Genomic DNA, 15,298 nt, shown 5'->3' on the forward strand with positions numbered 1-15,298 from the left:
ATGAAATTAGCCATTGTGACGGCTTGCCCGAACGGCATGGTCACCAGTGTGTTGTGCGCCCGCCTGCTGGATGCGGCGGCCCAGCGCCAAGGTTGGAGCACCAGTGTCGAAGTCCATGACGCGGCTCACCCGGAGCGCCAATTGTCGGCGGCGACACTGGAAGCGGCCGAATGGGTATTGCTGGTTGCCAGCGGCCCGGTGGATCTGTCGCGATTCGTCGGCAAGCGGGTGTTCCGCAGCACCCCGGCCCTGGCCTTGCAAGACGTTGATGCGGTACTGCGCCGTGGCGCCGAGGAGGCCGAGGTACTGGGCGAAGCCGATGTGCTCGCCGAAGAGCCTGCGCCATCGACCGAGCGCGCCCCACGCCTGGTTGCCATCACCGCATGCCCGACCGGTGTCGCCCACACCTTCATGGCCGCCGAAGCCTTGCAACAGGCAGCGGCGCGCTTGGGCTACGACCTCAAGATCGAAACCCAGGGCTCGGTGGGCGCGCGCAATCCCTTGAGCCCCGAGGCGATTGCCGAGGCCGACGTGGTGCTGCTGGCGACCGATATCGAAGTCGCCACCGAGCGTTTTGCCGGCAAGAAGATCTATCGCTGCGGCACCGGCATTGCGTTGAAGCAGGCCGAAGCCACGCTGAAAAAAGCCTTGGCTGAAGGCCGACAGGAAAGCGCGGCGAGCGGCGCCTCCGGCGGTCCGGCGAAAGCCGAAAAGACCGGCGTCTACAAGCACTTGCTGACGGGTGTTTCCTTCATGCTGCCTATGGTGGTGGCGGGTGGCTTGATGATCGCGTTGTCGTTCGTCTTCGGCATCGAGGCCTTCAAGGAACCTGGCACCCTGGCCGCGGCGCTGATGCAGATTGGCGGCGACACCGCGTTCAAACTGATGGTGCCGCTGCTGGCGGGCTATATCGCCTATTCCATTGCCGACCGACCCGGCCTGGCCCCAGGCATGATCGGCGGGATGCTGGCCAGCACCCTGGGCGCCGGTTTCATCGGTGGGATCATCGCCGGTTTCCTGGCCGGTTACGCGGCCAAGGCGATCAACCGCTACGCACGTTTGCCCCAGAGCCTGGAAGCGCTCAAGCCAATCCTGATCATTCCATTGCTGGCGAGCCTGTTCACTGGCCTGGTGATGATCTACATCGTCGGCAAGCCGGTGGCGGGCATGCTTGAGGGCTTGACGCACTTCCTCGACAGCATGGGCACCACCAACGCGTTGCTGCTGGGCGTGCTGCTGGGGGCGATGATGTGCGTCGACCTCGGTGGGCCGATCAACAAGGCCGCCTACGCGTTTTCCGTGGGACTGCTCGCTTCGCAAAGTTATGCACCCATGGCCGCGACCATGGCCGCAGGCATGGTGCCGCCGATTGGCCTGGGCATCGCCACGTTCATTGCCCGCCGCAAATTCGCCAAGACCGAGCGCGAGGCCGGTAAAGCAGCGCTGGTGCTGGGGCTGTGCTTCATCTCCGAAGGTGCGATTCCGTTCGCCGCCAAGGACCCGCTGCGGGTGATCCCGGCCAGCATCGCCGGCGGCGCGCTGACCGGGGCGCTGTCGATGTACTTCGGCTGCAAACTCATGGCGCCTCACGGCGGGCTGTTCGTGATGCTGATCCCCAACGCCATCAATCACGCGCTGCTGTACCTGTTGGCGATCGTCGCGGGAAGCCTGGTGACGGGCGTGGCGTATGCGCTGCTCAAGCGGCCGGAAGCGGTGGAAATGGCGTTGGAGCCGGCCAAGGCCTGAGCCCACTCCGGTTCCCCTGTGGGAGCCTGCTCCCACAGCTGGTTTTTGGAGCAGGCATAAAATCCCTGTCACACCCACTTCATACAGCCATGCTTAAGTTTTCCCATTTCAAGGGAGAACACCATGAGCGAATTCGATCTGGGCCGTCGCCGTGTCATGCAAGTCGTCGGCGCTGGTTTATTGCTGCCCGGGCTGGCTCCGGCGGTGATCGCTTCGGTCAAGGACCGGCCAGTGCTGACCGAAGGCGTGCAGTCCGGCGACTTGCAGGGCGACCGGGCGATGATCTGGAGTCGCAGCGACCGCCCGGCGCGGATGGTGGTGGAATGGGACACCCGTAGTCAGTTCTCCAATCCCCGGCGCTTTGTCTCGGCGCTGGCCGACAGCCGCAGCGATTTCACCGCCCGGGTCGAACTCACCGGTTTGCCCCGCGACCAGGCGATTTTCTATCGCGTGCATTTCGAAGACGCCCAGAGCGGGGTAGCCAGCGAACCTTGGCTCGGCCATCTGCGCAGCGTCCCGCAGTTCAAGCGCAACATCCGTTTTGTCTGGAGCGGCGATACCGTCGGCCAGGGCTTCGGCATCAACCCGGACATCGGTGGGATGCGCATCTACGAAGCCATGCGCCTGCGCCTGCCGGATTTCTTTATCCACAGCGGCGATACCATCTACGCCGACGGCCCGGTGCCGGCGCAGATTACCACCGAGGGTGGCCGTATCTGGCGCAACCTCACCACCGAAGCCAAGAGCAAGGTCGCCGAGACTTTGGACGAATATCGGGGCAACTACCGCTACAACCTGATGGATGAAAACGTGCGTCGCTTCAACGCCGAAGTGCCGCAGATCTGGCAATGGGACGACCACGAGGTCGTCAACAACTGGTCGCCGGGCAAGCAACTGGACGAGCGCTACCAGACCAAGGATATCCACAGCTTGGTGGGGCGTGCGCGACAGGCCTGGCTGGAATACGCGCCGATGCGCCGGCAGAAGGCCGACGGCGGCGGGCGCATCTACCGCAAGCTCGGTTACGGGCCGCTGCTGGATGTGTTCGTGCTGGACATGCGCAGTTACCGCGAAGCCAATGACGCCAACCTCGGCGCGGCGAAACCGTTCCTCGGGCGCGAGCAGTTGAACTGGCTCAAGCGTGAATTGAAGCAGTCCCGGGCGCAGTGGAAAGTCATCGCCGCCGACATGCCCATCGGCTTGGGTGTGCCGGATGGCGAAGTCAGCCCCGGCGTGCCGCGCTGGGAAGCGGTTGCCAACGGTGACCCGGGCGAGGCCCAGGGCCGTGAGTTGGAAATCGCCGAACTGCTCGGCTACCTGCGCAAGCATCAGGTGCGCAACTACGTCTGGCTGACCGCCGATGTGCACTATTGCGCCGCCCATCACTACCATCCCGAACACGCTGCGTTCCAGGATTTCGAACCGTTCTGGGAGTTCGTCGCCGGGCCGCTGAATGCCGGAAGTTTCGGGCCCAATGCCCTGGACAAGACCTTTGGCCCCGAAGTGGTGTTCCAGAAAGCCCCTCCGGCCCAGAACACCTCGCCGTTTGCCGGCTACCAGTTTTTCGGCGAGGTGAACATCGACGGGCAGAGCGGGGAAATGAGCGTGGTGCTGCGGGACCTGGAAGGCGTGGCGGTGTTCGAGAAGAAGCTACAACCGGTTTGATCCCCCTGTGGGAGCGGGATTGATGTTGTGGTCAGGATCAGTACACATCCCGCCGATACCGCCCCTGCTCGATCAACTTCTCCACTTCCTCGCGGCCCAGCACCAGGTTGAGCACGTGATCGACCCCTGACGCCATCCCTTGCAGGCTCCCGCAGACATAGATCACCGCGCCGTCAGCCAGCCATTGCTTGAGCAGTGCCGCCGATTCCAGCAGGCGGTCCTGGACGTAGATTTTCTTTTCCTGATCCCGGGAGAAAGCCAGGTCCAGGCGCTCCAGATCGCCGCAGGTGACCCATTCCTGCAGCTCATCGCGGCAATGGAAATCGTGTTCGCGGTTGCGCTCGCCAAACAGCAGCCAGTTGCGCTGCATGCCCTCGGCGACGCGAGCCTTGAGCAAGCTGCGCAAGCCGGCCAGGCCTGTGCCGTTGCCCAGCAGGATCATCGGCACGCCTTGCGGCGGCAAATGGAAGCTGCTGTTGCGCCGCACCCGCAGACTGATAAGGCTGCCCAGCGGTGCATGTTCGGTCAACCAGCCGGAGCCGATGCCTAGGCTGCCATCGGCGTGACGTTCCTGGCGCACGATCAGCTCCAGCACGCCATCGGCGGGAATCGATGCGATGGAGTATTCACGCATCCCCAGTGGCGCCAATGCTTGCACCAGTGCCTGGGCGTGCAGGCCGACCAGGTGGGCGCGATTTTGCGGCAACTGGCGCGTCGCCAGGGCCTGTTCGATTGTCTGCTGCAAGCCATCGACGTGTACCCGAGCGACTCCGGCGATCCCCAGCCCATCGAGGAAGTGTTCAATCGCCCACGGGGCATTGCGCGGCAGGATTTGCACCAGGTCGCCGGCCAGCCAACTGCTCGGCCCCGGAGCGGTGAGGCCCAGCAGATATACGCCAGATCCACTGCTGTCGGGGTTGAGCAGGGTGCGTTGGCTCAATGTCCAGTGCTCGAAGCTCGGCGCCTGCCAGGCGTCCACAGGGGCCTGGCCGGTGAGTTCGGCCAGTTGTTGTTGCCAATGGCGCAAGGCGTAAGGATCGCCGCTGTCCACTTCCACTGGCGCGAACAGCGTCTTGCCGCCGTGCTCCGCCAGCCAGGCATGCAGGCGACGGGCGAAGCCGCAGAAGTTCTCGTACTGGCGGTCGCCCAGGCCCAGCACCGAATACTGCAAGCGTTCCAGGCTCAGGGGCTGGCCCAGCACTTTTCGCTCAAAACCACGGACGCTGTCGGGGCCTTCGCCATCGCCAAACGTGCTGACCACGAACAAGGCGCGGGTCGAGCTGTTCAGATCCTGCTCGCTGACACCGGCCAGTGGCCGGACCTTCACCGGCAATCCGGCGGCCTGGAGTTGGCCGGCGGTCTGCCAGGCCAGTTGCTCGGCGAAACCGCTCTGGCTGGCGAAGCCGATCAGCCACGCCGGGGCGTCACCAGGGTTGTCGGCCAGCGCCTGGCGAGCCTGACGGACCTGGCGTTTCTTGCGTCGACGGTCGAGGTACAGCAGCCACCCGGTGATAAAGAACAGCGGCATGGCCAACGCGGCGGCGGTCACCAGGATCCGGCCCACCAGGCCGAAATAACTGCCGACATGCAGTGCGTAAATGCTCGTCAACCATTGCGCCTTGAGGCTCTTATCGCTGTAGCGGCTGTGACGGCTGATGACACCAGTGGCTGGGTCGAGGATGAGTTGGTTCAGCGCCCGGTCATGGGGGGCGTTTTTCAGCAGGTAGAACACCGTTGCCGGTTGTCCCGCTACCGGCGGCATGCGCACGTTATAAGCGGACAGGCCAGGACCTGCGGCGCTGTAGATACTGCTCCACATGGCGTGGTAGTCGGCAATCGGCGCCGGGCCGCCGGGTACGGGGCCGCGGTTGCGCACGCGCTCATCCTTGGGTGAATCGGAAAGCAGGCGGGTCACGCCCTTGTTGTACCACTCGTAGGACCAGGTCAGCCCGGTCAGGGCGGCCAGCAGATAGAAGACCAGGCACCAAGTACCAGCGACGGAGTGCAGGTCCCAATTGAAACTACGGCCTTTTTTCGCCCAGTCGAGGGTCAGCCAGGCACGCCAGTTTCTCCATTGGCGCGGCCAGCGCAGGTAGAGCCCGGACAGGCAGAAAAACGCCAGGATCAGCGTGCACGCGCCGGTGATCTGCCGGCCCACGTCGTCCAGGGTCAGGACGCGGTGCAGACGCAGCATCAAACCAAAGAAGTCCTGGCCCACCACATCGCCCATGAATTGCGCGTTGTAGGGGTTGAAGTAGCGCATCGGCCCGCGCTTCTCCCCGGGCGGGGCGGTGAAAATCACCCGTGCGGCATTGCCGCTGTCGGTCTCGACCCAGAGCATATTGACGGTCTTGCCGGACGCGGCTTCGATCTGTTCCACCAGTTCGGCAGGCGGCAGGACTCCGGCCGGTTGCTTTTCAACCGTCAGCACCTGCGGGTTCAACGCGCGCAGGATCTCGTCCTGGAACGACACCACCGCACCGGTAATGCCCATCAACGCCAGGACCAGCCCGGCAGTGATGCCGAAAAACCAGTGCAACTGGAACAGGGTTTTCTTCAACACGTCGCTCGCCTTGTTCATTCAAGTTGTCGTTACGGCGTGCATTATGCCGTGTGTTATCGAGAAGCATTCATAAACACGCCAAAAAGCCCCGATCACTTGCATGAGCGGGGCGTTTCTGGCCTGCAGCGCTCCATTGAGGCACGGCAGCAAGCTTCCTCTCCACGGGCCAGCTGCCTGCTTGAAAATGGAGGTTAGTGCTTGACTCCACTCATTCTGAGATACGGGCCATGGGCCATGCCTATCGGCACCGCCTCTTCTCAGGTGGATGGCTGCAGCATGGCTGCAAGTTCGACTCTTCAGTAAGTTCTGTTGCTCGATAAAGTCACATGACCCAATTTTTATTTGTCATGTGTAAGTGGCTTGGATTGTTACTTGGTATGCTCAGCTGTTTTGTTTGTTAATACTTTGTCCGTTGTCGGGCGTCGCAAAAATATTCTAGAGTCTTTTGGCACGATCAACTAATAGCTGGATAAGTATTTATGGGGGGTCGGCATATTCTTTTTCTAACTCTAAAGACAGGAAGTCTCTGATGGAATTTACGTTGAAAGATGAGGTGGTCAAGGCGGCCGTGGAAGCCCCCATGGTTTTTGTAGCGGCGTCGCTTGGTGAGGATCAACAATATAATAGGGAGCCGGGGATACAGTTAACCAAGGAACAGATTATCAGTCTGAGGAAGTACGAAATACTGGGGTTGTCGCTGCCTACTCGAATAAACGATGTGGTTGCCTATTTGAATTACGGTGCTGGAGATGAGGGATCCCCCGGGCTGACAGCCTTGGATTTTGTGGGGACCTTCGGTACTACATATGACCACGCTAGACGTTGGTCGCCGTTGCGTGAAAAAATTCAGCTGACCGGAACAGATCTGGAACGTTTTGCTAATACTATCATCGTTTATGGTGATGAAATTATTACGGTTTATGATGATCTTAGGGCTTCCCAGTATTTAGATAAGTACAATATTAATTCGGTCGAAGCTTTTTTGAATCTCAAGGAAATTCTGCCTCAGCTCCCTGATCTGACGGTACCGCCTAGAGATATTCAGGATATAAAGGCATTTCTTGACGTCATAATGACGGGGGTGAAGCTTTCACATGCGAAAGCTGAGGAGGTACGGCGGGAGCTGGATAGTTTTGGGACCGATCTACGAGAAAAAGTGCTGCCAGAAATCAAATTGCGACTGAAATCGGTCAGTGAGAATACCTATGGACGGGATATCCAGGTCCTCCAGGAAGAAATTGACCAGCGTGCCACAGAGATCGATGAGTTAAACAAGCAATACGGCGACATGGTTAAAGAGGCCATCGGCGCCGCAGCCACCCTGAATGTTGGTGGGTTGATCCTGGGTATCTACCAAGGCGTACAGGCAGAGAAACTGCGCAAAAAACGCAATGAACTGAAAGGCCTGCAAGACAGCGCCATTCAACAATTGGGCAGTAAGAATCAAACGCTCAGTTCTTTGAATCGCGTGCGAGGCGATCTTCAAAATCTGACCACTGTCACGATTGAGGCTGAAGTGGCGACGCAGAACCTGATGTTAGTCTGGAATGCACTCAGCCAATTCATAAGCGACTCTCTGTTTTCCCTTGATAGAGTGGAAAATGCAGTATCACTGAGAAGATTTATCGCCCACCTTAAAGCAGTGATTACGCCGTGGAGGCAAAATATAGGTGAGAGTTCCAAGGTCCTGGTCAAGATTTTTGAAGAAGCTCAGCGAGAAATTGACGCAGGTACTTTAATCAACGCAAGGATGGCATATATGTATACATTGTCTGGCGGTTCGGACTATCCACATCTCAACGTTACGGCGCTGCGCGATTATAATTCAAATATTCAGACTTGCCGCACGCAAGTACAATTGCTTGCCCAACGGTATGATTATATGCCGGACGTGGTGAGCAGGATGACGAGCGTGGCAACGATTACGAATAGTAATACCTTCGGCCTGCGCAACACTGCACAAACGACCATCAATGACCTCAATCGAACAATGACAGCTCTTAAAAGCTATCAGGAGGAGTGGGAAGACATTGTCGATGAGGTTGAAAAAAACGAGTGGCGTCTGGAGATGGAAGTTGACCTTCAACGCGTATTTCGTTCGATAGATCAGCAGGCGTCCGACTTGGAGCAGATTAAGATCAACCTCAGCGCCCACTACGACATGGACATGTCGAAACAACGGTCACTCGCACTGGAGCAGGACCGAACCTTTGCGCAGGGGCAAGAAGATAGAGCCAAAGCCAAGCGCGCCGAGTTGCTCGCCCAGATGGAGTCGCTGTCCGAAGCGATCAACTTGATTGGTAAAAGTGGCGTCGAAAAAATTGGCCAGGAGGCCCAGCTAACGGTGGACAACCTGATGGCGATGGGCATGGCCCCTCCTCAGGTACAGGTCGCATTGTTGGCCCTCGATACCGTGAAAAAACTGATCGCGGGTATTGGCGAAACCTTTTCCTATCTCAATATGGTTGCCGGATACGAAAGGCTTAGCGCGAGGGCCAGTCAACTGCGAACGGAAGCCATGGGTTGGGCTCTGGAGGTTTCAGTCATTCAAGGAAAAATGGAGTTGATTGAAAATCTGGATAATCTAGACAGTTTCCGTTGGAATTACCTTAAGGAGTTTGCCCAAGTGGTTGACGCCTACAGGATGTTCGTGGGCGCATTTGTACCCGATAAATCGCAGCCCGTCGAAGTGCGTGCCAGTAATGTGGTTGCTGTTATTCCCGCCATTATTCAATACCTGCACCCCCTTCGCGGCTGATCAAGCGAGTCAAGTCAACATCAGCGAGAATTGACCCCAGACGGAATAACGGTGACGGCCCGAGAGCCGTCACCGTTAGGGCATATCATGAATAAATTTGGCTATGATTTTACTAGCGAACAACGCCGGGTATTGGACCGTTATATAAATTTCCTTTCCACCTTGCACTTGGTCTTTGAGAAGATACCGGTTGTTTTCGAGCGGCGGCGTATGGCTGGCCATCAAGCCACTGCTCTCGTTGCGGATTCAAGGTTGAACAACGCTTACTTCAGTGTTCAGTCTCTTTTGACATTGGGGATGCGCGTTAACGAGATCAAGGTGCTCAGCAGCGCTCATGACAAGGAATTAAAACTGTTCAGGCAGGAGGCGTTGGAAATTACGGCGCGGACCTCGCGACGCGAGCCCTTGGCTGAGGTGGATTACAGGCTTTTCAGTTTTTCCCGTTCCGAGCGCTGGACCCTGTCGCCGCCAAAGTGCGTGGAGGATTTGATTCACGAGTTTTACCTTCGTTCTATCTCGATCAGGAGCGCGATCAGGCAAATGGTCTTCAAGCTGTCCGAGGTCAACCAGGAGTCGTTCGGTGTGAACGCGGTATTCAGGAGGGCCATGGATCATCGATCCTGCCAGTGTCACGATCAACCGACGGTGGTGCAGGCATTGTTCCAAGAGGCCAGCATTACACCGCGTTGGGATCTGGACTATCTCTCCAAGGATGCCTCGGGCAGGGCTGCGGAATACAAGGCTGACATCGGCTCCCTGTTCAATGCTTTCAGCAACTTGAATTCCCACTTGGGGCTGGTAGCCCAAACGCTATACCAAGGCGTGGACAATGTGGTGCTGGAACTCCAGCGAGCAAGCTATGCCCAGAGCCTGGGTGAGCTGAACATAAGGTTGAACACAGCCAACAGGACGTTCGAAGAGGGCATGATCTTGCTGGATGATTTCGATAGGTGGCTGCGCACATAAAAAAAGGTCCATGTTTCCATGGACCTTTTATCGATAAGTGGCGTTAAACGTAATACGACTTCAACGGCGGAAAGCCATTGAACTCCACCGCGCTATAACTGGTGGTGTACGCACCGGTCGACAGCCAGTACAGGCGATCACCGATAGCCAGGTTCAGCGGCAAACCGTACTTGTAATTCTCATACATGATGTCGGCGCTGTCGCAGGTCGGGCCGGCGATGACGACTTCTTCCACTTCGCCTTTCTTCTCGGTCCAGATCGGGAACTTGATGGCTTCGTCCATGGTTTCGATCAGGCCGGAGAATTTGCCCACGTCCGTGTACACCCAACGCTCGACGGCAGTACGTGACTTGCGCGCCACCAGTACCACCTCGCTGACCAGGATACCGGCGTTGGCGATCAACGAACGGCCCGGCTCCAGGATGATTTCCGGCAGGTCGTCGCCGAAGTCTTCCTTCAGGAATCGGATGATCTCCTCGGCGTAGGTTTCCAGGCTGTTGGTGCGAGTGATGTAGTTGGCCGGGAAGCCGCCACCCATATTGATCAGCTTCAAGACGATGCCGTCTTCTTCCTTCAAACGCTCGAAGATCACCTTGACCTTGGCGATGGCCGCGTCCCAGACGCTGATGTCGCGCTGTTGCGAGCCAACATGGAACGAGATGCCGTACGGCACCAGACCCAGGTCGCGGGCCAGGATCAGCAGGTCCATCGCCATGTCGGTCTGGCAGCCGAATTTGCGCGACAACGGCCAGTCAGCGGTGGTCGAGCCTTCGGTGAGGATCCGCACATAGACCTTCGAGCCCGGCGCGGCCTTGGCGATGTTGCGCAGGTCGGCCTCGGAGTCGGTGGCGTACAGGCGCACGCCCTTGTCGTAGAAGTAGCGGATGTCCTTGGATTTCTTGATGGTGTTGCCGTAGCTGATCTGCTCCGGGCCGACGCCACGGCTCATGACCTTGTCCAGCTCGTAGATCGAGGCGATGTCGAAGTTCGAACCTTTTTCCTTGAGCAGGTCGATGATTTCCACCGCCGGGTTGGCCTTGACGGCGTAGTAGACCTTGGCGAATTCGAAACCGGCGCGCAGGTCGTCGTAGGCCTGGGCGATCATCGCGGTGTCGATTACCACGAACGGGGTTTCCTGCTTGTCGGCGAACGCTTTCATTTTCTGGAAAGTTTCGCGCGCGAAATAATCTTCGACCTGGATCGACATACTTGGGACTCCTACTGGCAAACATCAGGATCAATGGGTTTGAGGGCAAGCCGCCCCCGCGAACGTCCTCCGTATCCCCACTTTGGTTCGCCTACTTCCCAAGGCATGTCGCCGAAAGCAAAAAGGCCATGGGACGCTTGATTCCCTTGGCCTTGCTGTCTCGTCGTCAGTACTTGAGCCGGATGGATCGTTTCCAGCATGGACGTTCGGCGCGAACTTTAGGGCGTGAGGGGCCTGAGATCAACTAAAAATGTCGCGTTTTTGCACGTCTCCGTCGTGCGGTGCGCGACAGCCCATGATGTAACCGACCGGTGTGACAGGTTGATGTTCCCTCGGATCGGTTTTCGAGCTTGCTCAATATGGCTTTTGCCTTTGTGGCGAGGGATTTATCCCCTCGCCACAAAAGCAGTCGTGCTTGGTCAGACTGAGGCAGTCTCGGCCGGCGAAACAATACTGGTCTTGCCCCCGCGCGAACGTCCGGAGCTCAGGTACCCGGCAATCGATTGCTGGGTCACTTCGCCGAGGAACACCCGTTCGGCATCCAGCACCGGCATGTTGTAAGCGTGCGCCGGACAGCGATGCGACATTATCCGCTGTAGCCGCCACGCTGTGCATCAGGCCTGATTCGTCGTCATCGATGTGGGTTTTGGAGCGATGTCGCTTTTTTCATCTTTGTCTCGGTAGCTCGCTCCGATAAGACATAGGGATGTTTGAATGTAATGGCACTTCATTTTTTTAGCTTAAGCTTCAGCACCCGCTCCTCCGTATCGCCATCTTGACTGATTTTTTTGGGGGCGCCGGTGTATTTGCATACATTCTCGCCATTCTCAATGACAAGCTTGCCTTCACTTAGATTGAATTGCGTAAGGTTGTCATCGTGATTCTCTCCGTACCAAATATTTCTTGGCCGCTATGACCACAATGCTATGCGCCGGGCCTGACTCGTCGTCGGCGTTGATGTGAGCTTGGCGCCGAAATAATACTGGTCACCTTTCTGGGGTTGCTCATCTCAGGGGCGCGTTTGCCATCTTCGTCTTGGTCTAACTGGGCGCATGAGTCAACGGGTTATCGACGATGGTGCCTTGACGCTTCCCTGAGTCCGTTTATTGATAAATTAACGGTTGGTTATGAGGAAAACGTTTAGGTAAGGCCTGTGAACTGTAAGTTCTGACAGTAGGCGCGTCGAAGTAATTATCGAACACTGAAGGCCGGTTTTTTCTAAGTCTAAATGGAACGGGTATTTAGATTGTGCTCAGGTGCGCAGTCTTTCTGAACGGATTTTTAATGCTGGCGGAGTTTAGCGTGAAGAGCGCTAGGAGCGATCATGTGCAAGCGTCGGATCATACAGGTAATGAATACTTCTTTGTTTTTGGGAGTTGTATCAGCTTCCAGCGTGTTACAGGCAGACCCAGGCACCGATACCGCCAAATTGATGGAATACTGGTATCGATTGACGGCACGAGACTGTGGAAGCGGCAGGTTGGCATCTGATTGCTCTGGTTTGATACTTCGAGGAATTGATAGTAAGCGGGCCTTTTTACCGTGGGATAGTAGTCCGTTTTCACATAGCGTTGAAGCAGGTGGGGAGGGCATTGCGGCGGGTGGCACGTCGGTTTCATATTTAAGAAAAGATGTAGAGTTCAACGGGCTAGGCATGCTTAGGTTCAACGGTTTTGCCTTGATGCCAAACGATTTTATCGATGAAAAGAAGCAATTTAAGATTAAAGTGCTGTGCGCCTTTCCTATTGACTCCTGGACGGCTTACCGAACCAATAACGGCTGCGGTGACTATCAGGAGAACGCGAATACACTGGGCGTCGTCGAGGACTATTGCCAGAAACTGAGCATCAGCAATGCCAAGGCGTGGATGGAGCATTATGACCGGCAAACCCGGGATCCTGAAGCGACCAAGGCGCACAGATTTCAATGCGGTTTCGATACCACGAAAGATTACTTCGGCACCTATAACAAGGCCGATGCATTCAACACCTTTGTCGAAGCACGAAAAATTCTTGCCACCGATTCTGATGAGAAGGGCGATGCGATAAATACCCAGTCTGAGCTGCGTATTGAAACCTGGCCGGATAATAAATATTGGAAAAGAGACTGGAGCAGCCAGGAACGGGTGAAGTTTGATGCGTCCGTCGCCAGTGATGGCGACTCAGCGAAGGCCACGTATCTAGAACTTCCCATTGCCGCATTTATTTATGAAAGTGGTGTGGATTATATTGACAGAACTACGACAACGTATACCGCGCGTGATCTCGCTCGAGATGATCAGCGCCGTTGGGTGGAGCAAGGTAATACTTGGAGACCCATCGTCAAAATACAATTTCCGAATTCGATCGCTGAAGACGCGAAATTTCTTTACGTTCCCGTCGACCAGCACGTTCAGCCCCCCGTGGATAGTCGTTCCTGCGACAACTACATAGAAAAAATCGAGTGGGATAACAATTATGTAGAACCCGTCCTTGGAAAAATTTCATCACTCAAGATCACGCCTACGGCGTGCGGTAGAAAAGCCGGCGTAGGGAAAACCAACGTCGTTTTGGCCGAGTTGGCGATCAAGGCTGCTGCCCTTGACCCGAATCGCAAGGACTGGAGTTTCGACAACATGGGCAGCAGCATGCGTCGGCAGCTGGCCTGTCATCTTGATTCCCCCGATATCGCCGAGAATAAATCGATGTGGAGCCTTGAGCCCGCGCGTCCCTACGTTGCCCATGACGTGATTATGAAGTTGCCGGGCAATAACCGGTGCAATCCTCATTGAAAGGGTGAGATCAGCCTGTTGGCCTGTCTAGGAACGAGGAGAGAACATGACAAGTTTTATTCGTAAAGAATCAACAAGGATGCTGATACTGCTGGCGAGCTTTTGTCTCTCTCCACTGTCTTTTGGCGAAGCGCTGGTGGTGGATGAGGCCATCCAATCAGGAGAGGCAACGGCGGCTGCCTTGACCCGTAACTACTACGACATGGCAGTTAACTGCGGCTCCCCCACGGCCCCCGCTTTTTTATGCTCAGGTGTCGTGGCACGCACGACCAATGCAGGGACCTTTGATCCTTGGGACCATAGTGAATTTTCCAGGAAAACCGGCGCAGTTTCGTTTTCTTACCTGAGGGCCGACTCCAAGTTTGGTGCTGCGCCTTGGGGCAACAACGAAGCCAGGCATGGCTATATTTTTTATCCTACCCTCCAGGCTCCGCAGGGAAAAATAAGGCCGTCGATTATCTGTTATTTCCCCTACGACGGCGCAACGATCTATCGCAGCAAACCAGGCGCTCGCGGCTGCCGTGACAGCATTACTCAGTTCGTCTATCCCTTGAGTAAACCCTGCAATGAACAGAATATTTTCACGGCCAAGGCCTGGCTGGCCCATTTTCGAAGGGTGAGTTACGGAAATCCCGCCAGTTGCGCATGGATGCTCAACGATGCGTTGGATGAGCAAGCGGTGGCCAACTTCAACGCGGGGCTGCAAGTCAGAAAACTTGTTGAGCTTGAGGTTGGCGGCGCCAGTTTTAACTTCAAAAATCACAACGAACTTCGAATCGAAACCTGGCCGGAAAAGAATCCCATACCGCTGCCTATCCAGGCGTTTTTCTGGATATCCGGCTCAAACGATCTGGCGGCGTCCAAAATCGACCAAAAAAAATATCATGAGCGCACCAATGGCCTTTTTGTCCCCATCGTTCGTGTCACATTGCCCCCCAACCCACAGAGCCACTTCAGTTTCCAATATGTGAGTGCGGACCAGGCAATCCCTGCGGTTGTCCCGACACCGGCTTTGGTTGCGCCCACCGTTCCCAAGGCTTACAGCTCCGTATCCGGCGACCGTCTTAACACCAGCGATATCTACCGAGATGAATATCTCATCGTGCAATTACCCACGGATGGAATTGCGGCCGCTGATACCTTGAGCATTCGTTGGGGAGGCCGCGTGCCATACAGCAGCCCGCCGGTCCTCTATGGCGAACTTCCGGCGAACAAGCAGGTGCAGATTCCCCGCACCGAGGTAGTCGACAGCATCGGGCTTACCGTACCGGTGAGCTACACCATTAAAAAAAGCGACACCGGTGAAACCATGGAGTCTGAAGCGCGTTTTTTGACTATTGATCCCCAGGCTCTTTTTCTTCCCGCACCCAGTTACTCGTCGGGGACTGTCACGGTCAACGCTCCAGCTCCGTCCGGCTCGACCTTACGCGTACGAGCCGTGGGAGATAGCGTTCTTGATACGACCCACCAGTTGGTGACAGCCAGTAGACCCAACCTTTTTGTTCTTGACCCGATCTGGGTTTCGAAAAACAAGGGTAGAACGGTAGAGATCAACTATTCGGTGTTCACCAAGCTCAGCCCGCAGTGGTTGTTTTCCCAGGTGCTCCGGGTCCAGCTATAGGC

The 15,298-nt window shown here is 56.6% G+C and carries 8 protein-coding genes and 1 pseudogene; 6 read left to right on the forward strand and 3 right to left on the reverse strand.

All coding sequences use genetic code 11. The features are described from left to right. Both VQ575_RS03995 and VQ575_RS04000 read left to right on the forward strand, forming a co-directional pair. Complete coding sequence (locus VQ575_RS03995) at nt 1-1,746, forward strand: PTS fructose-like transporter subunit IIB (RefSeq protein WP_039592296.1); 1,746 nt, start codon at nt 1-3, stop codon at nt 1,744-1,746. Between the two features lie 123 nt (nt 1,747-1,869). Continuing rightward, on the forward strand, nt 1,870-3,411 hold the full coding sequence (locus tag VQ575_RS04000; protein WP_325919125.1) for an alkaline phosphatase D family protein: 1,542 nt from the start codon (nt 1,870-1,872) through the stop codon (nt 3,409-3,411). Between the two features lie 37 nt (nt 3,412-3,448). On the opposite strand, the gene VQ575_RS04005 is transcribed toward VQ575_RS04000, so the two are convergent. Continuing rightward, complete coding sequence (locus VQ575_RS04005; RefSeq protein ID WP_325919867.1) at nt 3,449-5,974, reverse strand: sulfite reductase flavoprotein subunit alpha; 2,526 nt, start codon at nt 5,972-5,974, stop codon at nt 3,449-3,451. A gap of 529 nt (nt 5,975-6,503) precedes the next feature. Between VQ575_RS04005 and VQ575_RS04010 the strand changes: the two genes are divergently transcribed. Beyond that, complete coding sequence (locus tag VQ575_RS04010; protein ID WP_325919127.1) at nt 6,504-8,732, forward strand: alpha-xenorhabdolysin family binary toxin subunit A; 2,229 nt, start codon at nt 6,504-6,506, stop codon at nt 8,730-8,732. Nucleotides 8,733-8,819: 87 nt separating this feature from the next. Beyond that, complete coding sequence (locus VQ575_RS04015) at nt 8,820-9,698, forward strand: hypothetical protein (protein WP_325919130.1); 879 nt, start codon at nt 8,820-8,822, stop codon at nt 9,696-9,698. Between the two features lie 43 nt (nt 9,699-9,741). Here the strand turns inward: VQ575_RS04015 and VQ575_RS04020 are convergent, their stop codons facing one another. Together VQ575_RS04020 and VQ575_RS04025 are read right to left on the reverse strand one after the other, a co-directional pair. Beyond that, nucleotides 9,742-10,905 (reverse strand): type III PLP-dependent enzyme, encoded by a 1,164-nt coding sequence (locus VQ575_RS04020; RefSeq protein WP_039592292.1) that lies wholly within the window; start codon nt 10,903-10,905, stop codon nt 9,742-9,744. A gap of 419 nt (nt 10,906-11,324) precedes the next feature. After that, nucleotides 11,325-11,459 (reverse strand): annotated as a pseudogene (locus VQ575_RS04025) (glycine/betaine ABC transporter ATP-binding protein); the annotation flags it as partial. A 797-nt stretch (nt 11,460-12,256) separates the two neighbouring features. Here VQ575_RS04025 and VQ575_RS04030 point away from each other — a divergent pair. After that, nucleotides 12,257-13,675 carry a DUF2599 domain-containing protein gene (locus tag VQ575_RS04030; protein WP_230633485.1) on the forward strand — a complete coding sequence of 473 codons (1,419 nt, stop codon included), beginning with the start codon at nt 12,257-12,259 and terminating at the stop codon, nt 13,673-13,675. A 46-nt stretch (nt 13,676-13,721) separates the two neighbouring features. After that, a complete protein-coding gene (locus VQ575_RS04035) occupies nt 13,722-15,296 on the forward strand; it encodes a hypothetical protein (RefSeq protein WP_325919132.1) in 1,575 nt (524 codons plus the stop codon). Nucleotides 15,297-15,298 lie beyond the last annotated feature (2 nt).

This window comes from Pseudomonas frederiksbergensis, from assembly GCF_035751725.1.
Taxonomy (GTDB): Bacteria; Pseudomonadota; Gammaproteobacteria; order Pseudomonadales; family Pseudomonadaceae; genus Aquipseudomonas; species Aquipseudomonas frederiksbergensis_A.